This is a genomic window from Microcoleus sp. B3-A4 (genome assembly GCF_036705385.1).
GTDB lineage: Bacteria > Cyanobacteriota > Cyanobacteriia > Cyanobacteriales > Microcoleaceae > Microcoleus.
The window spans coordinates 42,466-66,418 of record NZ_JAUBUI010000020.1 but is presented as its reverse complement, the minus strand read 5'-3'; the positions used below and the strand labels follow the sequence as shown (position 1 = coordinate 66,418).

Annotated in this window: 15 protein-coding genes and 2 pseudogenes; 6 read left to right on the top strand and 11 right to left on the bottom strand. The window is 47.7% G+C overall.

The annotated features are described in order from the left end of the window. Positions 1–10: 10 nt before the first annotated feature. The 4 genes from QUB33_RS11240 to QUB33_RS11225 all read right to left on the bottom strand — a co-directional run bounded on the left by QUB33_RS11240 (position 11) and on the right by QUB33_RS11225 (position 5,632). Complete coding sequence (locus QUB33_RS11240) at positions 11–2,221, bottom strand: PAS domain S-box protein (RefSeq protein WP_333350369.1); 2,211 nt, start codon at positions 2,219–2,221, stop codon at positions 11–13. Between the two features lie 581 nt (positions 2,222–2,802). After that, complete coding sequence (locus tag QUB33_RS11235) at positions 2,803–4,011, bottom strand: AAA family ATPase (RefSeq protein WP_333350367.1); 1,209 nt, start codon at positions 4,009–4,011, stop codon at positions 2,803–2,805. A 71-nt stretch (positions 4,012–4,082) separates the two neighbouring features. Beyond that, positions 4,083–4,628 carry an RNA 2'-phosphotransferase gene (locus tag QUB33_RS11230; protein ID WP_333350365.1) on the bottom strand — a complete coding sequence of 182 codons (546 nt, stop codon included), beginning with the start codon at positions 4,626–4,628 and terminating at the stop codon, positions 4,083–4,085. Between the two features lie 320 nt (positions 4,629–4,948). Continuing rightward, the gene (locus QUB33_RS11225; RefSeq protein WP_333350363.1) at positions 4,949–5,632 is read right to left on the bottom strand and encodes a class I SAM-dependent methyltransferase; all 684 of its coding nucleotides are present in this window, start codon (positions 5,630–5,632) and stop codon (positions 4,949–4,951) included. A gap of 658 nt (positions 5,633–6,290) precedes the next feature. On the opposite strand from QUB33_RS11225, the gene QUB33_RS11220 reads away from it, so the two are divergent. Continuing rightward, positions 6,291–9,011: a diguanylate cyclase gene (locus QUB33_RS11220; protein ID WP_333350361.1), complete on the top strand. Its 2,721-nt coding sequence runs from the start codon at positions 6,291–6,293 to the stop codon at positions 9,009–9,011. 146 nt (positions 9,012–9,157) lie between these two features. Further along, positions 9,158–9,742 (top strand): Uma2 family endonuclease, encoded by a 585-nt coding sequence (locus QUB33_RS11215; RefSeq protein ID WP_333350359.1) that lies wholly within the window; start codon positions 9,158–9,160, stop codon positions 9,740–9,742. Between the two features lie 59 nt (positions 9,743–9,801). Here the strand turns inward: QUB33_RS11215 and QUB33_RS11210 are convergent, their stop codons facing one another. Further along, positions 9,802–10,008 (bottom strand): DUF6887 family protein, encoded by a 207-nt coding sequence (locus QUB33_RS11210; protein ID WP_333350357.1) that lies wholly within the window; start codon positions 10,006–10,008, stop codon positions 9,802–9,804. Further along, a complete protein-coding gene (locus QUB33_RS11205) occupies positions 10,008–10,184 on the bottom strand; it encodes a DUF6888 family protein (RefSeq protein ID WP_333046144.1) in 177 nt (58 codons plus the stop codon). The genes QUB33_RS11210 and QUB33_RS11205 overlap by 1 nt, the downstream gene beginning before the upstream one ends. A 212-nt stretch (positions 10,185–10,396) precedes the next feature. Here QUB33_RS11205 and QUB33_RS11200 point away from each other — a divergent pair, with 212 nt between their 5' ends. The 4 genes and pseudogenes from QUB33_RS11200 to QUB33_RS29650 all read left to right on the top strand — a co-directional run. Beyond that, the gene (locus QUB33_RS11200) at positions 10,397–10,690 is read left to right on the top strand and encodes a hypothetical protein (protein WP_333350355.1); all 294 of its coding nucleotides are present in this window, start codon (positions 10,397–10,399) and stop codon (positions 10,688–10,690) included. Continuing rightward, positions 10,677–11,819, top strand: a complete 1,143-nt coding sequence (locus QUB33_RS11195; RefSeq protein WP_333350353.1) for a DUF6745 domain-containing protein — start codon at positions 10,677–10,679, stop codon at positions 11,817–11,819. Before QUB33_RS11200 ends, QUB33_RS11195 begins: the two co-directional genes overlap by 14 nt. Before the next feature lie 38 nt (positions 11,820–11,857). Next, a pseudogene (locus tag QUB33_RS29655) lies at positions 11,858–12,589 on the top strand (leucine-rich repeat domain-containing protein); the annotation flags it as partial. Positions 12,590–13,108: 519 nt separating this feature from the next. Beyond that, positions 13,109–13,708, top strand: a pseudogene (locus QUB33_RS29650) (DUF6745 domain-containing protein); the annotation flags it as partial. Positions 13,709–14,181: 473 nt separating this feature from the next. Here the strand turns inward: QUB33_RS29650 and QUB33_RS11185 are convergent. From QUB33_RS11185 to QUB33_RS11165, 5 genes are all read right to left on the bottom strand, one after another. Continuing rightward, positions 14,182–15,027, bottom strand: coding sequence for a nitrate ABC transporter ATP-binding protein (locus tag QUB33_RS11185; RefSeq protein WP_333350349.1), 846 nt, complete (start codon positions 15,025–15,027; stop codon positions 14,182–14,184). Between the two features lie 152 nt (positions 15,028–15,179). Further along, positions 15,180–17,180 (bottom strand): nitrate ABC transporter ATP-binding protein, encoded by a 2,001-nt coding sequence (locus QUB33_RS11180; RefSeq protein ID WP_333350347.1) that lies wholly within the window; start codon positions 17,178–17,180, stop codon positions 15,180–15,182. Positions 17,181–17,419: 239 nt separating this feature from the next. Continuing rightward, complete coding sequence (gene ntrB / locus QUB33_RS11175; RefSeq protein ID WP_333350345.1) at positions 17,420–18,265, bottom strand: nitrate ABC transporter permease; 846 nt, start codon at positions 18,263–18,265, stop codon at positions 17,420–17,422. 64 nt (positions 18,266–18,329) lie between these two features. After that, the gene (locus QUB33_RS11170; RefSeq protein WP_333350343.1) at positions 18,330–19,724 is read right to left on the bottom strand and encodes a CmpA/NrtA family ABC transporter substrate-binding protein; all 1,395 of its coding nucleotides are present in this window, start codon (positions 19,722–19,724) and stop codon (positions 18,330–18,332) included. 919 nt (positions 19,725–20,643) lie between these two features. Then, the gene (locus tag QUB33_RS11165) at positions 20,644–23,409 is read right to left on the bottom strand and encodes an HAD-IC family P-type ATPase (RefSeq protein WP_333350341.1); all 2,766 of its coding nucleotides are present in this window, start codon (positions 23,407–23,409) and stop codon (positions 20,644–20,646) included. Between the last annotated feature and the right edge of the window lie 544 nt (positions 23,410–23,953).

The following is a 23,953-nucleotide window of genomic DNA, read 5'->3' as shown; positions in this document are numbered from 1 at the left end:
AAACAGCTAATTAATCGTTGCCGATTGCAATTCTAATGATCAACTCTGTTCCCTCTCCCGGACGCGAAACACAGTGCAACTTACCGCCGTGCTTTTCTACTACTAAATGCTGGGATATTGCTAGACCCAAACCAGTGCTCGTGTCTGGAGATTTAGTGGTAAACAAAGGGTCAAAGATGCAGTCGAGGACTTCTTCAGTCATGCCAGGGCCGTTGTCACTAATGGCGATCGCAATTTCGTTTTCCCCTACCACGGAGGTCCGAATCCGAATTTCGGGATTGAATTTTTCAGAGTTCGACCTGCCTGAAGACAAGTAAGACTGATTTTGATTTTTACCATACTTTTCGTGATGTCTCCCCCCTTCTTCCAAAGCGTCGATCGCATTTGTCAACAAGTGCATGAACACTTGGTTTAAGTGTCCCGCATAGCAGTGAACTTGCGGCAAATCTCCGTACTCTTTAACTAGAGAAATCCCCGGCCGTCCCCCTTTAGCTTGCAGGCGATTTTGCAAGATCAGCAAAGTGCTGTCCAAACCTTCATGGATATCAGCAGGCTTCATTTGGGCTTCGTCGGTACGCGAGAACAACCGGAGCGATCGCACGACATCGCGAATCCTTTCCGAACCGACTTTCATTGAATTTAGCAGTTTTGGCAAGTCTTTTTTGATGAAGTCTAAGTCTAATTCTTCCATCAAGTCTTGAATTTCCGGCACGGGATGGGGATAATACTTTTGGTAAACGTCGATCGCTCGCAGCAGTTCTTGAATGTAGCCGGTGGCGTGGCTGACATTGCCGGAAATAAAACTAACTGGATTATTAATTTCGTGCGCTATTCCTGCTACCAACTGCCCCAGGGATGACATTTTTTCTGTTTGAATCAGTTGAGTTTGAGTTCGCTGCAAAATTAACAGCGTCTGCTCTAATTTAGCCGCTTGTTGTCGCAGGCGTTCTTCGGATTCTTGCAAAGCTAAAAGAGACTGTTTGCTGTCTGTAATATCCAATCCGACAAATACCGCCGCCGTACTGTTATGGTATTTTTGAGCGACAATTAGATAAGTTTTATTTTCTCCTCTGATGCTCGCTGTTACTTCTTGAGATGTCTTCTTTTTATGGTTGGCAAAAAAATCGTATACTAAATCGTTAAATTTGGGACTTGTATCTAAAAAACCTACTTTTTGACCGATAAATAGTTCGGCAGGCATTTTGTAAGCGCTAGCTAAATGTCGGTTTACTCCCAAGTAGCGCAAATCTGAACTTACCCAAGAAACTAATCCCGGCACGGCGTCCAAAACCGCTTGAAGTTGCTCTTTCGCCTCTAAAAGCGCTGATTCTGCTACTCGGCGAGCCGAAATGTCGCGGGCGATCGCGCAGCGGTATTCGCAGCCGCCGTATTCTATATAATTGACTTTAACTTCAACGGGAAAACTGGGGCCGTCTTTGGTTTTGTAACTGGTTTCAAAAGTGAGGTTGGTTTGCTGCTTCAGTTGAGCCCAGTGTTCTCGCCAATCCGATGCTGGCAACTGCGAATCGATGTCGCTAACCCTCATGTTTAGCAGTTCCGATTCCGAGTAGCCGAAAAGATGGCAAGCGGCTTTGTTTGCGTAGCAAATTTGACCGTCGGACGTAGTAAAAAAGATTGTATCAGCAGCATTTTCGAGGGCAATTTGAGTTAGTTGCGGTATAGTTTCTAACTGCTTGCTCTTGAGCTCGGACTGAAATTTATGAAAGCAATTAGTTTGAGCGGGAGCCTCAGCTATCTTAGACGCAAACAAAATCAAACCGCCGATCGCACCGTTGCTATTTGTCCAAGGCTGAAATACCCATTTTACCGACTCGCTGACAGAGCCGCTTGCGATTTTTCCTGATACAGATGCGATCGATCGCCCTGCCACAAACTCGCTGTATTGCAAAACTCCCGTCAAACAAGCCTGGGCATTTTGCTCCCAATATTCCGGGAGATTCGGGAAGAGTTCCCAATGAGATCGGCCGATGGCCTCGCCGTCGCCCAACCCGCAATCTGTTTCCCAGCGACGAGAAACCGACAGATAGCGCATTTCACAATCTACCATTGCCACGGCCTCGGCGGAGCGCTCCACAAACCGCCGAAATCGGTCTTTACTCTCGGACACGGCTGCCTCTGCGGGTTGTTGGGCGAGCGGGACAGTCCCGTCAACGTACCTTCCCAGTCCCTGACTTTTTTGCTGAACTGGCTTAGTGTGCACGGTTTGGGATTTCCTCCATAGCTGTCAAGTCTGAAAAATTCTGTTTGAGACCAAAAATGCTGTTTTCCCCTGATGTGCTCTCTCGGTAGATATCCCTAGAGGGTCTCACCCATCATTGATATCATTTTTGATGGGGATATGTCTATAGGCATTGCTATCAACTTAAGACCAAAGCTAGTGCCCGCTTGCTGTTTGACCATTAGGCATAGATCGCGCCCGCGCCCCCGAATAGTCGCAGGAGACTGGAGCGATCTCTTGCCTGCCCCGACTGTGCGGGGGCGCAAGAGGGCAGCGACACTAGGCCAAAAACGAGAGAGACAAAGGGTTTTAGGCGATTGTTGACACCCATGGTCTATAGGTACTCAAGAAAGTTTCCCCCAAACTTTGATATTCAGAAGATTTCCTGGTGATTGTTCGGTATTTTATACAAGTTCCCAAAAGAATGCAACTGTAGGCCCGCGCTCCAAATCATGAGCTTCCTCAGTCATTCCAAATTCTTTAATTGAAAATCCCACATCGAACATGGTTGAGATCGTGTAGCCAGTGCGATCGCCAGATAGCTTGAGAATGCAAGAGAGCGCTCAAACAAATTTGTGCGTAAATTCACTGGTAAAATCCACTCTCCCTTTGCGTAACATTGCAGGATCTAATCTTTCAGTGGTGTTGCAAGTCATCAAAATTACGAGTTTTTGCTGAAATTGAATGCCGTGTTCGTCGATGACGCTTTGATACAAAGTTCCATCCAGCAAACTCAAAATGTGTTCAGTTTTGTTAGTGCGTTGGGCTTCAGCAGTCGATCGATCTTGAGCCAAATTATCAGCCTCGTTGATAATAATACAAATCCGCTCTAAATAACTCGGAGGCACAAAATTTTCCACCGCATCGTGGTCTAAGATAAAAATCACATAACCCAGCGGCACTAAAATTTCCTTTGCTACCGCTTGCGTCCAAGCAGTTTTGCCCGTCCCCGGTTCGCCACTGACCAAAACAGCCAACTGATTTTGATCCAAAATTGCCTGCTGAACTGTATCGGTAAAACTTTGAACCTCCGCAGAAAAAGTGCGAATTGGGAACTGGCTGTGAACCTGTCCGACGCGGCTTTTGTACCCGCCCAGAATCACCGCTAAATTATAAGTTGCCTTGCTAACGAGCGGCGCCATATCTTGGCAAATTAGAGTGTAGCAGCGTCTTCCCCTGTCGTAGCTGTCAATTTGCAGCCAGCAGCCGAAGCGGGCCCAAGAAGCATACACAGTACCCAAAACTTCCAAGCGTTCCCAGCTAACAAACCGCTCCGGAGGATAAGAAAAATGTCGCTCCATAAAAGACTGGGTAATTGCATCCGGTTTTCCCAGCAAATCGAGAACTTTAAAAACAGTAATCTCTTGGAGTTTGTTGAGAACGTAGTCGATGGGAATGCTAGCGCGGCTGACAAATTGCACCACAGGCGTTTCGGTAACTAAAACGTCTTTGTAGCGGTAATCCGGGTAAACTGGCTGCGGAGTAATGTAATCCCAAAATTCATCAATTTCGTAGCGCGTATTTTCCGAGAATACATTTAACATATTTGCCCACCAAGTATATTGGTGTCGTCCCATTGCGTCGGCAATGTCGCTAGCTGCCCCTAAAGTTTTTTGAGCTAGTTCTAAGGGATCGCTAGATGCTAAATGTACCAGGTGTTCCCAATCTAATTGACGGTAAAAAGGTCGCCAACCCGATCCTAGCAGGCCTCTATTTGGAGAATTGTTTTGATGAAAATTGTTTTCGCGATCGCCCATATCTTCCGCACTCATTTTGCAAAACTCCTAGTTACTCTTATTTTACAGTTTTTGCGGTACACATTCTACAAAAAAAGTGAAAATTATCAACTTATTTTGAGATAAGCGGGCGGCACAAAATCTACTAACCAAACTTTGTTTGCCGAGCAGTAAAATGTATGACCGTCGCGTTGCATGGCTGCGGCATCTACAGTAAAGACTGCCGGGATGCCATGTCTTGCACCTACTTGGCGCGCCGTCTGGATATTCACGGACAAATGAACGTGATGCCGCGACATTTTCCTAATTCCTTGACTGAGAATAGACTCGACAACAGTGCTACCTGTTCCGTGATATAAAATATCTGGGGGAACAGCGGGTTCTAACTGCAAGTCAACCTCTACGCTGTGTCCTTGGTTAGCACGAATTAGAGTACCCGTTTCGTCAAATGAAAAGCGCTGCTTGTCGTTTTGTGCGACTACTTTTTTGAGTTCTACAAGCTGAACAGGAAAGTTATTTTTTTGGCACGCATCGAGGAGTTCGCTAACAGAAACCCAGCCACCGGAAGCGAGTTCAATGCCGATGCGCGATGGCGCGTGGCGCAGGTGTTTGCTGAGATATCGGCTGATTTTTACTAATCGAAAATCGTTCATAATTTTACTTTATTTATTGAGCTTTTAAATCCCCTATTACAAAATGTCACTAGCGGGTTGTATCGTTGAGTGGATGCGGGTTTGTTGAATCTGTTCGCACTGCCAGAGGGCGCTTGAGTGAACCCGCCTCTACAGGTTTTCGTAAAATGATTACCGGATGTAAAAAATGGTTTTACGCGCTAATTATGGCGGTAATCTGCGCCCTTCAGCACCTACATAATTAGGTTCTGCGTCCGGGAAAAAAAGTATTTGGTGTGCCATTTTTTAGGAGCTTTATCTTGTGATAATTATCAAAAACTTTGCCTTTTGCCGAATGCCTTCTACCTGGGAATAACTCCGCCAAAAATAGCAAAATTTAGATAGCGCCAGTGACATCCAGCGTCGGCAAAACCTGCTTCTGCAAGCCACTTTGTCTGCTCTTCCACAGAGGAGGGGATATCTTCTTCTCGATATTTTTTAAACCAGGCTGCATCGTCTTCTCCGTTAGCTTTCATGTACTGCCGCCACAACTGTTCGTATTGCTCAGTCAGCCGGGGAGTAGCACCTGTCACAATATCTCGAATTAGCAAGACTCCCCCTGGATTCATCGAGTGGAAAAGTTTGTGAAATAGCTGTTGTTTGCCTGCGCTGTCGAGGTGGTGGATTGCCAAGCCTGAAACTACTAAATCGTAACCGCTGCCGAAATCATCTTCGGCAAAGTTTCCTTGCTGCAAGGTCAGCCGTTCTCGGAAAGCGGACAAGTTAGCTTGGCAAGCTTTTAGCATATTTTGGGCGATGTCAAAGGCGAGGACTTTTGCTTGAGGAAATGCTTGCAGAATCATAGCCGACAGTATGCCAGTTCCCGCGCCTAAATCCAGAACTTTTATGTTACCATTAGTTTCAGAAGGGATTAACTGCAATATTACATCGTGTTGCTCGCGATAACGCGGAATAAGGCGAGGAATTAAGCCGTCATAATCAAAGGCTCTTTGTTCAAATTGCTCGCGTACAGCGTCTAAATTCACAGACTATTTTCCTCAAATTGTTAATAGTTGAGTGCGTCAATGCAGTTTGGCGGTTCTCTTCTCTGAAGGTATATTACATTTGATAATACAAAAAATATACAGAGCTGTCAAGATGTTGACGAAAATAATTGAAAATAAGTTATGGACGATCGCCAGACAGGGACTTTGTGCGCCCAAACCAGCCCCCCATTTGGGAACTGTCTAGCCCTGCACATATATCTCCTTCAGTGCAGATGAGGCAGAATGCCACAGACTCGAAAGCCTGCCGAAGACGAGACTTTGTGCCAGATACGAGGAGTAATTGTGAGAAAAAAGTTGACGGTTAAGATACCCGTTTCAAACAAGAATGCAACTGTCGGTGTGTGCTCCACACCCTAAATTTCTCAGTGATTACCCCTAGTAAAATATAAAAGATAAAAACGAATGAGCTAGCAGCCGACGATCGGCTAGATCTAAAAAATCAGTCCTCAGATTGACAAACTTTAGCCAACTATAAACAAAAATTGAGTTGACTCCCGAGTGGATGTGGTACCTGCCAATTTTTCAGGAATAAGAAGAGATACAAAATATTACACCCGTCGGTGCGGGAAAGAAAATTGTGATAATGAATCAGGATGCGAGTAGATTAGGTGTCAGCCGTCAGGGGAAAATAGAAGCCATGGAAATCCAACAACGGAGTAAGGATAAGCCCGATCGCCAGCAAAAAAACGTGTCCGATCGGCTCGATCAATTTTCTACCACAAAAGAGGTAGATTCATTGCTGCAAGAATGTTTAGATTTTAAAAGAGCGATCGGCCGATCGGCACTTGCGGTGAGAACTGACGCGCGAGGAATTATCAACTATGTCAGCGAACGAGTTTGCTCCATCTCCAACTATTCCCAGGCAGAACTAATCGGCAGCCACTTCGGCATCCTCCATTCGGAATATAAATCTTCGGAAATAATCAAAAATCTCCTATCAACTGTTGCCAAAGGTGAAGTTTGGCAAGGAGACATTAAGAATAAAGCCAAGAATGGAACTGATTATTGGGTGTACGCAGCAGTAGTTCCACTGTTGGACTGTAAGGGAAAACACTCTCAGTATTTGGCGATCGGATTCGACATCACCGATCGCAAAGCGGTTGAAGCAGCCCAAGCCGAAGCCAACCGGGCAAAAGACGAATTTCTGGCGATCGCCTCCCACGAACTGCGATCGCCCCTGAGCGCGATTTTGGGATGGACGCAGCTAGCTCGATCGCGCAATTTCAACGAAGCCACCACCCACCGCGCTTTGGAAATCATCGAGCGCAACGCCAAATTACAAAACCGGCAAATAGACAATCTCCTCGACCTCTCGCGGCTGCTGCGGGGGAAAGTGTGCCTGAACATCAGCCAAGTTGACCTCCCGTCGATCGTAGAATCTGTAATCGATACCCTCCGTCCCGAGGCCGAGGCTAAAAACATCCGCCTAGAAAAACATTTCGACCCCGCCGTAGACTACATTTTTGCAGATTCAGAACGCTTGCAACAAGTAGTCGCGAACCTCGTTAGCAACGCCATCAAATTCACCCCAGAATCGACATTAAACCCAGTTCAAGTGCGGCTCGAACCTAGTCCGTCCGGCGTCTTGATTCGGGTCAGCGACAGCGGTTGCGGCATCGACCCCAAATTTCTGCCGCACATCTTTGACTACTTCCGCCCCGCAGACAGCTTCCACAGCAAGGAACAGCACCGGCTTGGGCTGGGGCTCTCAATTGTGCGGCAGTTAGTGGAACTGCACGGGGGAAGTGTTTGGGCTTCGAGTCCCGGCCTCGGTCAGGGGGCGACCTTTGGGGTGTTGCTACCGAGCCCCAACAAAAATGCACCCGACGATCGCACTGCTGCGATCGCCCAAAGGGAAAGCAGACCCGGATCGGTTTCCAAACCCCTAGCGGGAAAGCAAGTCTTGGTAGTGGAAAGCAGCGCCGAGATCCGCCAATTTCTCAAAACAGGTCTCGAAGCATTTGGAGCCAAGGTAACAGCAGTGGGTAGCGCCGCCGAAGCGATGGCCGAGTTGCAACAGTCGCGGCCCGACGTGTTGGTGAGCGATATGGAGGTGTCGGGAGCCGACGGCTGCGATTTGATCCGCCGCATCAGAGCAATGGAAATGTCCGAGCACAGGGAACTGCTGCCGGCGGTGGCGCTGACGGGAGGCATCGAGGAAGAAGATTCGGCATCGGCGCTGGAGGCGGGGTTTCAGAGGCATTTGTCGAAGCCGGTGGAAGCGAATCAGTTGGTGAGCGCGATCGCCCAATTGGCTGGACTGACTGGATTCAGCTCCGGAGAGTGCGGCTCGGGAAATGTCCGGGGGAGCGCAACCGTGACCCCGCTGCCGGAACTTAAAAGTTCTGAGGACAAAAATAATGGGGAACAATTAACAACTGACAACAGAGAATTACCGCTGTTGCTGGTAGTAGAAGACAACAATTTTCTGGTGGCTTACCTCCAAACTTTATTAACTCCGTACTATCGAGTCGCCGTCGCGAGTGACGGAGTTGAAGGTTTAGAAAAAGCCAAAAGTTTGCAGCCTAATTTGATTGTGAGCGACCAAATCATGCCCAGGCAAAACGGGCTGGATTTGCTTAAGGAGATTCGGAACACGCCAGAATTGAAATCGACTCCGGTAATCTTTTTGACCGCGCGAGCTGGGATGGAATCTCGGATCGAAAGTTTGGATGCGGGTGCTGACGATTATATTTCAAAGCCTTTTGACGAGAGGGAATTGCTGGCAAGGGTGAGAAATTTGTTGCGATCGCATTCAGCCGAACAGCAGTTGGCGGAACTCAACCGTCAGTTGCTGCAGCAGAAAAAGCAGTTAGAAACTGTGAATCGAGCCTTGCATTATTTGGCAAATTACGACAGTTTGACTGAGGTAAGAAACCGCCACTCTTTTAATGAATACCTCGATACGGAATGGCGACGTTTGGCGAGGGAAGAAGCACCGCTGTCTTTAATTATGTGCGACATTGATTATTTCAAACTTTACAACGACACTTACGGTCACCAAGCGGGGGATGAATGTTTGCGGCAAGTGGCGGCGGTGATCCAGCATTCGGTAAAGCGAGCGGCAGATTTAGTAGCGCGTTACGGTGGAGAAGAATTTGTAGTAGTTTTGCCGAATACCGATATTGAAGGTGCCACTTGCGTAGCTGAAATGATCGCACAACAGGTGCGGGGTTTGCACATAGCTCACGCTAAGTCGGCTGTCAGCGAATATGTGACGCTGAGTTTGGGTGTAGCTTGCTGCATTCCGGAGGTGAGGTCGCAGCCGGGGGAACTAATTGCGATCGCCGATGAGTCGCTTTATCGGGCGAAAGAAGCAGGGCGCGATCGGGTTTCGGTTGCCACATTTCAAGGATAATATAATAGTTAAATCAACTTGTATGGTGTGTCAGAGAGCGATCGTTTCGATTTAAACAAGTTTTTTGGTTCAGACGCACCATACAAATGTGCTTGCAAAGTTGTGCGAATTCAAATTGCTATAAAATAGTTAAAGGAGGCCGTGCCATGACAGCAACCTTAGACAAACCAAAAAAAGACCAGCGCCTAATTCACTCCGGGATTGATTGGCAACAATTCAAGCTAATCGAGCAGGGATTTTGTGACTCCCCCGGCATCCGACTTTTTTATTTCAAAGGTCAGGTAGAAATCTTGGCTGTTTCGCAAGAACACGAATCTTTCAGCAGGACGATCGCAAGTTTGCTGATGGACTACTTTGTGGAAAAAGACATTGAATTTAACCCGTTGGGTAGCTTTACCCAAGAGAAGGGACAGGAAGTCTCAGTACAAGCTGATGAATCTTTTTTAATTGGCAAGTCAACAGGTATTACCCCCGATCTTGCCATCGAAGTAGTGTTTACCAGTGGGGGAGAAAGCAAATTGAATCGCTACCAAGCATTAGGAGTCCCCGAAGTTTGGTTTTGGGAAGACGGAGTATTTGGCCTGTATCATTTGCGATCGCACGGATATGAAAAAATTGACCAAAGCGAAGTTCTGCCCGGTTTAGACATCAACCTGCTGTCTCGCTGCTTGCTGATGGCTTCTAGGGTTGAAGCAGTTAAGGAGTTTCGGCGCGGGATTTCTGGGGTTTAGAAGAAAAGTGGCTTGGGCGATCGCTCCCCCATTTATAAATATATTGTTAGGATACAAGACTAATCTTTGTGTTCTTTCATTTGCTGGCGAATGGCTGCCTCAATCTTAGTATCGAAATCCGAATCTCCCACTTTTGTTATGATTGAATTAGACCGCTTTTTCCGCCTGTCTAAGTAGGCTTGCAGTGCAGCTTTATCCCCGCGATTTTTAAGAAAATAACGCTTCAATTCTCCATCAGACATTGCAGTATAATCTACTTTGCTCATTAAAATACCTCCCCATTTGGAGCAATTTCAATCTCAATTTCCTCGTCATATCCAGCCAATACGAACAAGTTTTTGCTTCTCTCGTCAACACAGACGAGGTGAATAGGTTGCAATGCCAAATAGGTTAAGTAATAACTGATTCGATACAAACCCTCTAGCTGCGCGTAGGTAGGCATCCAAACCTAAAACTTTCTCGAAACAGGCATCTATTGTAGCATTTCTGTTTCCTATCGCACTTTCACCTTCCAAGATAACGTCTGTAAGTGCAGCAAAGAGTTATGGAATTTTGTTTGTGGCTCTTGACAGCAATGTATTACGTATGTAGTATAAAGTGGCAGTAGAAAAGCTCGATCGATCGACACCAGCCAACAAAATTTAGAAAAAACCTATGCAACCCATCCGACAAGGCGACGTAATTCTCACCCCCGTACCGAAAATCGAAGGAGAAAAAAAATCTCACCTAACTCTCGCCGAAGGTGAAGTCACGGGACATTCTCACCAGATTATTGAGGGACAAGCTGAACTGTACGAAAAAGACGGCACTCTGTACTTGCGGGTGCTTTCACCGACAGCTTTATTGAGTCACGAAGAACACCATGCGATCGCAATTCCCGAAGGTAATTGGATGGTGCGAATTCAGCGCGAATATGAGCCGCAAGGTTGGAGGTATGTCGCAGACTAAGGTTAAAAAACTGACGCCTGAACAAGCAGCTTTGATTCCAGTTTATCGGGAAAAGTGGAGAGCCATCGCGCTTTCCACTGGCCCGATAAATCGCTCGCAAGCTGCGGAAACAATTAAAGCGACTTACCGTGCGATCGGCAAAAAAGCACCGGAAATCATTTTTGTCGATCGCCCCTACGAAGCTGCCGATCTAATCGTCAGTCGATTGGACAATCCCAGCAGCAAACTGCGGAGCGAATTTGAGAGAAAACTTCGCAGCCAGCTAGAAAAACAACTGCGACGTTATTTGGGGAGCCAACTAGAAATCGAACTGCAAAGCCAACTGCAAACTCAACTTTCAGCTCGACTTTATACTCAACTGCAAACGCAAATGTGGGAGGCGCACCGGAATTATTTAGCTGGCTTCATAGCAAGCCAATTGCCACCGGAAGAGGTGTTCAATGAGCCGAGTCGAGACTTTTACTGGCAAAGATTAGGAAGAGAACTATTCAGTAATTGCATTCAACCAGTATTGTGGGCTGCTTATGGCAGTTTGTTGGATTTTTGCATTTCGGTTCTAAATTTACCTCATTCCTACGCCAGAAATTGGATAGTTTTTCAATCGATAGTCCGGGATTGCGGCTTGATTTATCCCTATGACAAAGTTTGCATTGTCTGCTCCAAGCCGATCGTACTTTCCGTTGACAGCAACCACCGCTTGCACGCCGAAGGAACACCAGCGGTACAATTTGCCGACGGTGTTTCGATTTATGCCTATCACGGCGTGATTTTGCCCGAATGGTACGGCAGCCTGCACCCGCACCAGTGGCAGTCTAAGTGGGTGTTGAAGGAACAGAATGCGGAAGTTCGGCGCGCTTTAATTCAGGGAATTACTTACGATCGCATTTGTCAAGAATTAGCGGTTACAGAATTAGATATTTGGCAGGAATACACTCTATTAAGCATCGAGTTTGACGATGATTTTGATTGGGTGGGTAATGCAAAGCCAGTTTATTTGTTAAAAATGACTTGTCCAAGTACGGGACACATTCACGCTTTGCGAGTGCCGCCAAATGTGCGATCGGCTAAAGAAGCCATTCGCTGGGTAAATTGGGACATTGAGCCAGAGGAGTTTTCCGTACAAACATGAATTACTGAAATTTTACCAAACTGGAGTCTAAATTTATTATGCCAGAACAACCAGCATACCAACCAATTAATTTCACCCGCTTTGCCGACTGGTGCCGGCACAAAGATAGCCTTTCAGAATCGGCAAGGCATACAGTTGAGATGCTGTTAAAACGGGCAGGTACTTCTGACTACAATGAAGCGGACAAGGTACTTTCACGCCTCAGTAAATTGAATCTCAACAGTAATCAAATTAGTGATATAAATCCGCTGTCGGCACTCACCAATTTGACAGATCTGAATTTAGACAGCAATGAAATTACCGATATCACTGGGCTGTCGGCACTCACTAACCTGACAGAGCTGAATCTCTACAACAATCAAATTACAGACATTACTGGGCTGTCGGCACTCACCAATTTGACAGCTCTGAATTTGGGCCACAATCAAATTACCGATCTCACTGGGCTGTCGGCACTCACCCACCTGACATCTTTGAAGCTTGGCCACAATCAAATTACCGATCTCACTGGGCTGTCAACACTCACCAACCTGACCGAACTTTGGCTCTACAACAATCAAATTACAGACATTACTCTCCTGTCGGAACTAATCAATCTGACAAATCTGCATTTGGGCAACAATCAAATTACCGATATCACTGTGCTGTCGGCATTCACCAACCTGAACAAACTGGAACTCCACGATAATGAAATTACCGACATTACTTCGCTGTCGCGACTCACCAACCTGTACCAACTGCATTTGGGCAACAATCAAATTACCGAGATTACTTCGCTGTCGGGACTCACCAACCTGACAAACCTGGGTCTCTACAAAAATCCAATTACTGACTTAAATCTGTCGAGCGAACTTACACAGAAGTACCTGACCCTATCAACGGCGCCAATTGATTCTCAGAAAGCTACAGAAAGCGTGAAGAAAATCTATGCCGCTATTGGCCGATCAGCACCCCAAGTTATTGTTTGCAGCAGTCCGCAGATAGCTTCTTTAAAACTACTTCAACTCCTCAAAATCACCAGTCGATCGCACTATCAAACATTACTCTTAACGCCTGGTAATTTAGTATTGGGAAAGTCGGTGTTAGAGGATATATTTCAGGTGGAGGTAAAATTTTCTGGAGGGGGGTTGTGGGATGGTCTGGGGGACTTAATAAAAATACGAGAGCAGTCAGCAGATCGCATACTCAGGTCAGGATTTCCGCTAATGCGAAAAAATTACCGAGAACTGTGGAGAGCTAATTTCCGTCGTTCACCTCTTAACTATCTAGAGCCACTAACCTCTACGCATCTGGTGAAGGAAATCCATTTGACTGAATTTTTTATCTCGAAAGGTGGTGTCACTCTCGACCAGAAAGCACAAGAACTATTTCACTGCCAAAAACAGTTGTTGGAGCATTGCGGTTGGATCGTGCCGTTTGAGAAAATTTGCTTAGTTTGCGATCGCCCTCTGCACATCCGCTTTGACAGCGCCAACGAGCTACACGCTGAAGGAGAACCGGCGATCGCATTTGCGGACGGCTACAGTTTATACTTTCACCACGGCGTTAAGTTACCCAAAAAATACGGAAAAGTACACTCCGATTTGTGGCAAGCAGAATGGCTTTTATCGGAATCAAATGCCGAACTGCGTCGAGTATTAATTGAGAGGATTGGTTACGATCGCATTTGCCAACAATTGCAAGCAGTAAAATTAGATACTTGGCAAGAATACACGCTATTAAAAATCGATAACGCCGATGTCGAGCCGATTTATTTGTTAAAAATGACTTGTCCGAGTACGGGACACATTCACGCCTTACGAGTGCCGCCTGATGTGCGATCGGCTAAAGAAGCAATTCGCTGGGTAAATTGGGATATTGACCCAGAGGAGTTTTCCGTGCAAACCTGAGCAATACCAATTGTTAAAAGTCACAGATCCCCGCGCCGGACTTAGGATCAGTCGTTTCCCTACCCGATCATCTGTACTTCACTCAACGGAAAACCGCTATTTTGACAAAAACCTTAATTCATCCAACACTAATCAACGTCCCACTGTGTGCCAGTTGAAAGGGTGGAATGCACAAACCAGCGATCGCCCAAAAACGGTTAATAACATGAAGAAGAAGCCCACCCTCTATCCAAGGGTGGGCTCTGTTCATGCCAGCTTACCGACAGCTAGGCAATCGGGTCTCTTCGCTGGTAGACGTAAAAGCTCGGAAAAAGATCCGAACGTCCGAAAAAACTTCTCGCCCACCATAAAGCTTCAGCTTACCCAACCGGATCGGGAAAATTGCGCCCGCAGCGATGTTCCCCTGAAATTGGGGAAATGCTGAAGCTTTAATTTTTCCGCATTCCCCTGTTCAATCCCCCATCCCAAACCGATTAGGCATCGTGATCGTGTGCAAAGCGACGGAACAGGAAATCTAGGGCGTAGTTCCGCAAATTGTAGTATTCCGGATCTTCCATCATTTGAACCCGATCGCGCGGACGCGGAAAAGGAATCTCCAAAACTTCGCCAATTGTCGCCGATGGGCCATTAGTCATCATCACCAGTCGATCGGCCAAAAACAGCGCTTCATCAATATCGTGAGTAATCATCAACACCGTACAGCGGTGATCGTTCCAGATTTTCAGCAATTCTTCCTGCAATTCCTCCTTAGTAATTGCGTCCAGAGCACCAAAAGGTTCGTCTAAAATCAGCACTTTCGGGCGAATTGCCAAAGCGCGGGCGATCGAAACCCGCTGCTTCATCCCCCCCGAAATTTGCGGCGGTCTTTTCTCAGCAGCTTCTGTCAATCCCACCATCGCCAAATGCTCTTTGACGATCGCATTTTTTTCGACCTTCGACTTATTCGGAAATACAGAATTAACCGCCAAATAAACATTTTCAAACACCGTCCGCCAAGGCAGCAAAGCGTAACCCTGAAACACCACCATGCGATCGGGGCCTGGCTTCGTAATCCGCTGCCCGTTAATCGTCACACTACCGGAGCTTGGATGGCTAAAACCCGACACCATATTTAACAGTGTTGATTTGCCGCAGCCCGAGTGTCCGATCAGAGTAATAAACTCTCCCTCAGCTACATTCAGATTGACGTTTTCTAAAGCCCTGTAACCGTTTGGATATTCTTTGTAAACATTGTCCATCACCAAAAAAGGCTGGCGGCGATCGTTCTTAGACTTGATTTGGGTTTTGGTATTCGTCTGGTTGAGAGAAGTATTAAGCATAGGTTTGGGAAATTGTGAGTGGGTGATTGGCGAAGGAAGAATGAAGAGGCAATAGGGAAGAATGAAGAGGCAATTACTAACTATAATTAGCCGTTAACAATTAACAACTAACAATTAGCAATTACCATATTTTTATCCAACTAAAAACCGCTTTAAGCAGCTCGGCGGCCGGAATCGAGTACAACTTCAGCCATCGTGAAATCGCGTTTAATCGCCAGATTGTTGAGATAGCCGATCGGATCGTCAGCATTAAACACCGAGCCGTCAAACAAGCTGAGAGAACCGCGAGTGTAAGTAATATCAGCCATCCCCAGCTCTCGCGCCGCCGTGCTGAACGCACCGACTCGCACCACCCGCTCCAGAATTTCCACCCAGTTGCGCGGGAACACAGTATCACCCCAGCGCGCCATCTGCACCATGTGCCAGAGTTGTTCGGTGCGGCTTGGGCGATTCACCCCCTCTCCAGAAAACAAGTGGTGGGCGTATTCCCGCATCGGAGTATCGAGGTTGCAAGCAACAGATTTCGGGTCGCCGAGTTGGATGTAATTCTTGTCGGTGGCGACGTACTCCCTTCCCGCGACAATTTCCGAAACCTCGGCGGCGTGATTTGGATCGGCGCAATAGTTGCAAGCTTCCAGCAAAGCTTTGACTAGAGCAATGTGAGTGTTGGGATAAGCATTTGCCCAGTCTTCCCGCACCCCCAAAATTTTTCCCGGGTGCCCCGGCCACAGTTCCAAATCTGTCGCCACCGTAAAGCCGACTCCTTCCATCGAGGCCCGCAAGTTCCAAGGTTCGCCCACGCAGAAACCGTCAATCGTGCCACCCTGCAAGTCAACGATCATTTGAGCCGGTGGGATATTTTTCAGCAAGACATCGCGATCCGGGTCAATGCCGCCGGAAGCCAGCCAGTAACGCAGCAACAGGTTGTGCATCGAAGAAGGGTGCACGATCGCCATACGGTGCGTTTGCGCGGGCGTTCTCTGGAGCATTTGTTTAAAGTCTGCCAGAGTGTAGATCCCTTGGTCGTAAAAGCGCCTCGCGAGGGTAATTCCGTTGCCATTGCGGCTCATGGTGAGGGCTGTAACCGTCGGAATCGGCTTTTCTTGGTGGCCCCCCAAGCTCAACCACACCGCCATCCCAGAGGGCATTTGAGCTGCGTCTAAGTAACCTGCGGCGATGCCGTCTACGATGCCGCGCCAGCTTGTTTCCCGCACGAGGTGGACTTCATCGAGGCCGTGCTTGGCAAAAAAGCCTTTTTCTTTGGCGACAGCGAGGGGAGCGCAGGCTGCGAGGGGGACGAAGCCGAGTTCGAGGTTGACTTTTTCTAGGCCGTGGCGGGCGATCGCGGGTACTTTCCGCGCCCGCAGTTTTTTGACGCGCTTCTGCTGGTTGAGGAAGTAAATCATTTCGCTACGTAGAGCGTAGTAGCTGGGGTGTGAGACGACTTCCATGCGCTGGCGGGGGCGGGGGATGTCTACTTCGAGAATCCCGCCAATCTTCGATTCTGGGCCGTTGGTGAGCATGACGATGCGATCGCTCAGCAACACGGCCTCATCCACATCGTGCGTTACCATAAGGGCGCTGATTTGGTACTCTTGGCAAATTTCCATCAACTTTTCTTGCAAGTTGCCGCGAGTCAAAGCATCCAAAGCGCCGAAGGGTTCGTCTAAGAGTAAGAGTTTGGGGCGCAGGGCCAGAGCACGGGCGATCGCCACGCGCTGTTTTTGTCCGCCAGACAGCAGTGCGGGTTGCTTATCGGCGTGGGGCGTCAAGCCCACCATGTCGATGTGTTTTTGAATGATGTCGAGGCGTTCCGCCTTGGGTAAGCCTTTCATCACCGAATCTACGGCTAGGGTAATGTTTTCTCTGACCGTCCGCCACGGTAGCAGCGAATAGTTTTGGAATACTACCATGCGATCGGGGCCTGGCTGGGTGATTCTTTGCCCTTCAATTGTCACCAATCCTTCAGTGGGCAAATCCAAACCGGCCACCATATTTAGCAGGGTAGATTTGCCGCAGCCGGAGTGTCCAACTAATGAGATAAATTCGCCTTTTTTAATTTCCAGATCGATGCCTTTGAGAGCAACGTATGTGCCACCATCTGATAAATTAAATACTTTTTCGACTTGTTCTACTGCAATCAAAACAGACATGATTTTCTTGCCTTTTGTGTAGGTTTGCTATTTCGATAGATAATGTCGCTTTTAATCGAATCTAGATCCCCCTAAATCCCCCTTAAGAAGGGGGACTTTGATCCATTTCCGGTTCCCCCCTTCTTAAGGGGGGTTAGGGGGGATCTAGACTTGGATACAAACAAGAGAGACGGTCGGTTTTACGCGCTTGTTGTCACGCCTTGGGCAGAGCCTGGGAACGAGTAACTCACAAATCAAAACTACTTTCCTTGAGGGGGAGCTATTTTTTGCTGCAACCAAGCCATCATGCGATCGAGCAACAAACCAACAGCCCCAATGTAGAACACCGCTAACAAAATTTCGCTGATGTAGTTTTGCTGGTAAGCATTCCAAATAAAGAAGCCGATACCCGTAATCCCCGACATCACAATTTCCGCTGCAATAATCGCCAGCCAAGCCAAACCGATCGCAATTCTCAATCCTGTGAAGATATAAGGAAGCGCCGACGGAAACAAAATATTCATGTAATATTCCTGACGAGAAAGCTGCAGCACTTTCGCCACGTTGTTGTAGTCGTCGGGAATTTGGCGAACACCTTCAGCCGTGTTGATTAAAATCGGCCAAACTGAAGTGATAAAAATCACGAACAAAGCAGCAGGTTCGTTTTGTTGCAGTGCAGCCAGGGCTATCGGCACCCAAGCCAAAGGCGCGACCATCCGCAAAAACTGGAAAATCGGATCTAAAGCCCTGTTCAAGAAGGGATTCGTACCTACCACAACTCCCATGCTGATTCCCACAGCCGCCGCGAGAGTGTAGCCTTTTGCCACCCGTTCCAAACTAGCCAAAGTCTGCCAAAATAAGCCGACTCCGTAAGTTTTGGAGTTCATAAAAGGATACATCAACAATATCCGCGTCCGTTCGTCAGTCCAAACGCTGAGCGGCCCGGGCAGTTTGATCAGTCCCGTACTTGACAAGAACTGCCAAACTAACAAAAATCCAATTACTCCCAAAATTGGCGGCAAAATATTTGGGGAATTCTTCTTCCAAAATTCGCCCAATGCTCCTTGGGCATCGACTCCGCCTCTCCGATTTGTACTGACAGCCATCTTGTTAATCTCCTATGTTTCTGCTGTTTTTTCCGAGACTCAATTATGCGAAGCTAAGACCCCATCAGACTTTTTTAATTGCCAAGCTCTTAAGGTAAGCTTCGGGATTTTGCGGGTTAAACTCTTTGCCGTCAAAGAACTTCTCAATGCCGCGAGACGTACTTTTCGGAATGTCAGCATCAGCAACTCCGGCTAATTTAGCTGCTTTCTTCCAGATATCTTCGCGGTTGACTTTATCGATGAGTGTCTTTTTGTCTGCCAAGGTTTTTGTCGGCAGGAAACCCCAGCGAACGCTTTCGGTTAAGAACCACAAATCGTGACTCTTGTAGGGATAGGAAACGTTGCCGATGTCGTCTTTCCAGTACAGCGGACTGCTCTTGAAGTCGTTGATGTCTGGTTTGCCGTCGCCCATGACATACTTGCCTTGATAGGGAGGTGTCAAAACGGTGGGAGATACGTCAAAGAAGTTTCTTCCAGAAACAATGGCGACCAATTCGGCTCGGTGTTCGGGCTTGTCGCACCACTGCTGTGCCTCAATTAGTCCTGCGAGTAGGGCTTCGGTGGCTTTCGGGTGTTTTTCTACCCAGTCGCCACGAATTGCGAGATATTCCTCTGGATGTGCTTTCCAGATTTCGGAGGTGAGGGCCGACATGAAGCCGATGTTTTCTTTGACAATCCGCAGGGGCCAGGGGTCGCCGGTGCTGAAACCGTCCATGCTTCCGGTTTTCATGTTGGCCACGGTTTGGGCGGCCGGTACTGTTAGCAGTTCGACATCTGTGTCGGGATTGATGCCGTTAGCTGCTAGCCAATAGCGAATCCACAAGTCTTGGTTAACTTTGGGAAAAGTGTAGGCTGCTTTGAAGGGAGTACCTGCTTGTTTGAGGCCTTTGATGTAGTCTTGGGCCGCTTGATCTAGTTTAAGTCCGAGACCTTTGCCTTGGTGTTTGGTCGCGATCGCAATTCCATTTCCCTGAGTGTTCAATTGGGCCAGAACATACATCGGGATTCCGTCTCTGTTCTTGGTAATCAGGCCTTTACTAATTAGATAAGGCATCGGCATTTGCCACTGACCGCCGTCAATGCCACCGCCTGCAGATCCGATTTCTACGTTATCTCTTGCCGAACCCCAGTTTGCTTGCTTGGCAATCGTGACTTCGGTCATGCCGTATTTGGCAAAAAAGCCTTTTTCTTGGGCAATGATTAAAGGTGCTGCTTCGACGATCGGGATGTATCCCAATGTGATTTTAGTGCTTTCAATTCCTTCGACTCTTTTCTCGTTGGCAACAGCCACTACTGAGGTAGCTGCGGGTATCGCGCCGTCAGCACCGGCTGTTGCACCGGGTTCTGGGGGATTTCCCAAACAACCTTTGAGCAGTATTGAACCCAGGGCAGATGCACCTGCTTTGAGGATAAATTTACGCCGAGAAAGCGCAGAAAATTCATCGGAAAATCTTGTCATAGCCTAGCCTCGCTGCAATTCATAATCTTCTGTAACAACATTCACTGAAGGTTATCAACGCGCTTTTTTGCTGTTCGCTAATTGGGTTTAGCTAACTGTTTTGAGCGCTGGTTGGCAGGAGGGAGCAAAAGATTTATCGCTAGTATAAGTCTTTAAACTATCCCTGCTGATTTGACTTGTTTGATTAATATCGATATTTCGATCGGCCGAGTTATGTGAACTCACTTTTTGCAAGCCGCACGTTTCCTTGACTTGATAATTAACTCTACCGTACTCTTGCGGAAATTATAAAACAATTATTAAATTTGATTGATAAGCAAATCTTTTAGGAGCGCGCTATCGATAAGCAGGGCTGTTTCATTCTCTTGTAGGGCTGCCCCCCGTGGCTGCCCCAATCCCACCCAATGCTTAATATATCGTGGATAGGGAGGGTCGGCACGGAGGCACGACAAGAGTCAAAACGCTGGTTTTCCTGAGAATGAAACAGCTCTGTATCGATAAGGATGCGTTGGGAAGAGCGATCGGGTTTGCTTATCAAAACTGGTTCAAACCAAGACCTGCTGGGTGAAAGTTGTAACGAATGGCGATCGGGGGTCATTCCAATCTATTGTCAATAAGCGGCAAATATCGCCACCACCACACATTTACTTTGTTAATATATCTTTACTTTTTTTGAGTTGTTAATTGTAGTGAATAATACAGAAATAATTATTATTTTACGGTTGTGCTGTTTTCACACGGTTAACTGGTTTTCAGTGGTGGACTAAAATTGGCGCTTAATCGTAAGTGATTTACCGGATCTGATATGACGTGGGCTTTTAGGTTCGATTTCTGTAAAACAGAGAAACCGGGTTTCTTCAAGAAACCCGGTTTCTAAACACCCGAAATTACTAATCGATCGCAGTACCTACAAATTCGATTAGTTGGGCGGGTCAAAGCGGTTGACGGAGAGAGCAACACCGATCATCGGTAGGGCTACGCCGAAGCAAATCAGCCACTGATCCAGATTCATCGGAGCCGTCTCAAATATGCGATTGACAAACGGAGAGTTAGCAAAGATGATCTGCAAAATTATCGCCAGGACAATTCCCACACCGAGGGCGGGAGCGCCACTAACTTCTTCCTTAGAACCGCTAAATTTAGCAATCAAAGAAGGCAACAACTGGCTGAGACTCAACAGGTAAAAAATTCTCCCCATTACCAAAGCTTGAATCGCCATCGTGCGCGCCAGTTCCAAGGTTCCCCAAGGAGCTTGGCGTACCCATTCAAACATTCCGAAAATCAGAGTCCAGTTGTAAAGAGAAATAGCGATGATCCGCTTGATCCGATTTCCCGTGAGGAAAGCTTCGTTTACCGGTCGGGGCTGCTGTTTCATGACTCCCGCTGACTTGGGCTCGAAAGCCAGAGGCACAGTCATGGTGATCGAGTTGAGCATATTCAGCCAGAGAATTTGTAGCGACAAAATCGGCAATTCTCGACCGAGGAGCGTGCTGAGCAAAATTGTCATCGATTCTCCGCCGTTGACTGGGAGAATGAAGCTAATTGCTTTGAGCAGATTTTTGTAAACCGATCGCCCTTCTTCGACAGCAGATTCGATCGACGCAAAGTTATCATCGGTAAGAATCATGTCGGCGGCTTCCTTAGAAACCTCAGTACCGCTGCCCATCGCAATACCGATATCCGCTTGTTTGAGGGCTGGCGCGTCGTTAACGCCGTCTCCCGTCATCGCCACTATTTCGCCTTTTTGCTGCAAAGCTTCTACCAGGCGGAGTTTTTGTTCTGGGGCGACGCGGGCAAAAACTGAGCCGGCTTCTACGGCTTCGCCGAGTTCCTGCTTGCTCATTTCGGCGAGTTGAGCGCCGGTGTAGGCTACAAGTTCTCTGTGGTGTTTAGTTTTGCGGAATCCCATGCGACGGGCGATCGCCTTGGCTGTAGCGATGTGGTCGCCGGTAATCATTTTGACTTGGATGCCGGCGGTTTGACAAGCTTGGACGGCTGCGATCGCTTCTGCCCGCGGCGGGTCAATCATGCCTTGCAGTCCCAAGAAAATCAGCCCTGACTCCAAATCCGAGTGATCGACGGAATTTTGGCTTTGGGGTACTGGCTTTTTCGCTAAAGCCAAGACGCGCAAGCCTTGCTTTGCCATTTCATCCACTTGATGGTGAATTTGTGCGCGATCGACTTCTACCGGATTTCCTTGGGTATCGAGACTGGAACTGCAGCGGCCGAGAATTGATTCTACGGAACCTTTGACGTACAAAATTTTGCCACTGGGAGTTCGGTGCAGCGTCGCCATGTATTGAAACTGAGATTCAAAGGGAATTGAATCCAGCCGCTGCATTGACTTGGACAAAATTTGCTGGCTCAAATCAGCTTTTTTGCCCGCAGCAATTAACGCTCCTTCTGTCGGATCTCCGACGACAATCCAATTATCGTCTTTGAATTCCAACTGAGAGTCGTTGCAAAGGAGTCCAGCTTGCAAACATTCTTGCAAAGTTGGAGCTTGGCTGACAGTAATTGGCAGTTGGTTGAGTTGAATTTCACCTTCGGGGCTGTATCCCGTACCCGTAACCGAGTAGGATTCGCCGCCAGAATAGATTTCTTGCACCGTCATTTGGTTTTCCGTCAAAGTTCCGGTTTTGTCGGAACAGATGACTGTAGCGCCGCCGAGGGTTTCCACTGCGGGCAATTTGCGGACGATCGCGTGGCGATTTGCCATCCGGGAAACGCCTACGGCTAGGGTGACGGTAATGACGGCGGGTAAGCCTTCGGGAATTGCACCGACAATCAGGGCGACAGCGGGTTCGACTGCTTCTTTAAAGGCTGAAACTCCCGCAGGGACTGGCCGCCCCAATCTGACGGCGAAGGTCAAGGTTGCCATTCCCAACACGAATAGCAGCCAGTTTTGACTAAATTGGTTGAATTTGCGGGTTAAGGGGGTGGTGAGATCGATGTGCCGATCTAATAGTTGGGAGATTTTGCCGGTTTCGGTTTTATTGGCGATCGCAATTACGATGCCGCTAGCTTGGCCAAAAGTGACAAAACTGCCGGCATAGGCCATGTTATCCCGTTCTGCTAGTGGCGTTTCTTTTGGCAGAACTATATCTCCAGACTGTCCTAATTCTTTTTCGACAGCAACAGATTCCCCGGTGAGTCCCGATTCGTCGATTTGCAAGTCGCGGACTTTCACTAAGCGCAAGTCTGCCGGTACTTTGTCGCCGGAAGTCAGGATTACTAAGTCACCGACAACGAGTTCTTTGGAGGGAATTCTTAATTTTTTGCCACCCCGAATTACTGTGGCTTCGGTGGTGACAGCTTGGGCTAGGGCTTCAATTTTTTTCTCGGCTCCAGCTTCTTGGATGAAACTAATAGTAGCGTTGGTGGTTGTTACGCCCCAAATTACGCTAGCGTTTAGCCATTCTCCGATCACTGCTTTGATTAAACCTGCACTCAGCAAGATGATCAGGAGGGGTTGGTTAAATTGCAGGATAAATTTTAACCAGGCTGGTTTCGCTGCTTTAACCGTTAGTTCGTTGGGCCCGAATTTCTGTTGGCGATGGTTGGCTTCTGTCGGTTCTAAACCGCTTTCCAGGTTGGTTTCTAAGATAGTTGCAACCTTGGATATTTCTAGGTAGTGCCAATATTGCTCTGCTACGTCTACATCGTTGGCGGATCTTGATGGCATGATTCTTCCTGAATATTTGGGGTGTCTGACGAGCTTTGATCGCTCCTTAATAGGCACGCTCAATACAATTCATCGCTCGTTGGAGCGTGAATATATTGAGCGGCTTAATTGTTGGTTGATTACTTTAACGGGCTGTGACTTACATCTATATTACAACCGATGTGGCCGTTTGTGGCAAGAAATTTGGGGGATTTTTTCCGGCGCTAAATCTTGTTTGGGACTTGGTGGCTAAGGTGGGGAAAAGTCGATCGACTCCCTTGACATTTTGCAACTTTTAGGTTGGGTTGAAGACAGAGGGAAGAAGGCAGGAGGCAAAAGAAAAATCCTCCCACTCCCCCACTCTCTCCTCCTCCTCCGCTGCCCCACGGACGATCGCAGAGCGTGTTAAAACCTAGTTAAGCGACCATATTCTCAACTTATGGAAATAGTAGTGGCGCTGGTGCTGGGATCGGTGCTGTTAGTCTAGGAAATGCGGTTCGGGCGGGTGTTAGTTCGATCGTCCGTTACTGCTAAGGATTTGTTTAACGGGAGAAATTCGATCGCG

Excerpts from the sequence above, each read along its gene's own strand:
- QUB33_RS11235 (WP_333350367.1), bottom strand. The coding sequence starts at position 4,011 with ATGAGTGCGGAAGATATGGGCGATCGCGAAAACAATTTTCATCAAAAC.
- QUB33_RS11230 (WP_333350365.1), bottom strand. The coding sequence starts at position 4,628 with ATGAACGATTTTCGATTAGTAAAAATCAGCCGATATCTCAGCAAACAC.
- QUB33_RS11220 (WP_333350361.1), top strand. The coding sequence starts at position 6,291 with ATGGAAATCCAACAACGGAGTAAGGATAAGCCCGATCGCCAGCAAAAA.
- QUB33_RS11215 (WP_333350359.1), top strand. The coding sequence starts at position 9,158 with ATGACAGCAACCTTAGACAAACCAAAAAAAGACCAGCGCCTAATTCAC.
- QUB33_RS11210 (WP_333350357.1), bottom strand. The coding sequence starts at position 10,008 with ATGAGCAAAGTAGATTATACTGCAATGTCTGATGGAGAATTGAAGCGT.
- QUB33_RS11205 (WP_333046144.1), bottom strand. The coding sequence starts at position 10,184 with ATGCCTACCTACGCGCAGCTAGAGGGTTTGTATCGAATCAGTTATTAC.
- QUB33_RS11200 (WP_333350355.1), top strand. The coding sequence starts at position 10,397 with ATGCAACCCATCCGACAAGGCGACGTAATTCTCACCCCCGTACCGAAA.
- QUB33_RS11195 (WP_333350353.1), top strand. The coding sequence starts at position 10,677 with ATGTCGCAGACTAAGGTTAAAAAACTGACGCCTGAACAAGCAGCTTTG.
- QUB33_RS11185 (WP_333350349.1), bottom strand. The coding sequence starts at position 15,027 with ATGCTTAATACTTCTCTCAACCAGACGAATACCAAAACCCAAATCAAG.
- QUB33_RS11180 (WP_333350347.1), bottom strand. The coding sequence starts at position 17,180 with ATGTCTGTTTTGATTGCAGTAGAACAAGTCGAAAAAGTATTTAATTTA.
- ntrB (WP_333350345.1), bottom strand. The coding sequence starts at position 18,265 with ATGGCTGTCAGTACAAATCGGAGAGGCGGAGTCGATGCCCAAGGAGCA.
- QUB33_RS11170 (WP_333350343.1), bottom strand. The coding sequence starts at position 19,724 with ATGACAAGATTTTCCGATGAATTTTCTGCGCTTTCTCGGCGTAAATTT.
- QUB33_RS11165 (WP_333350341.1), bottom strand. The coding sequence starts at position 23,409 with ATGCCATCAAGATCCGCCAACGATGTAGACGTAGCAGAGCAATATTGG.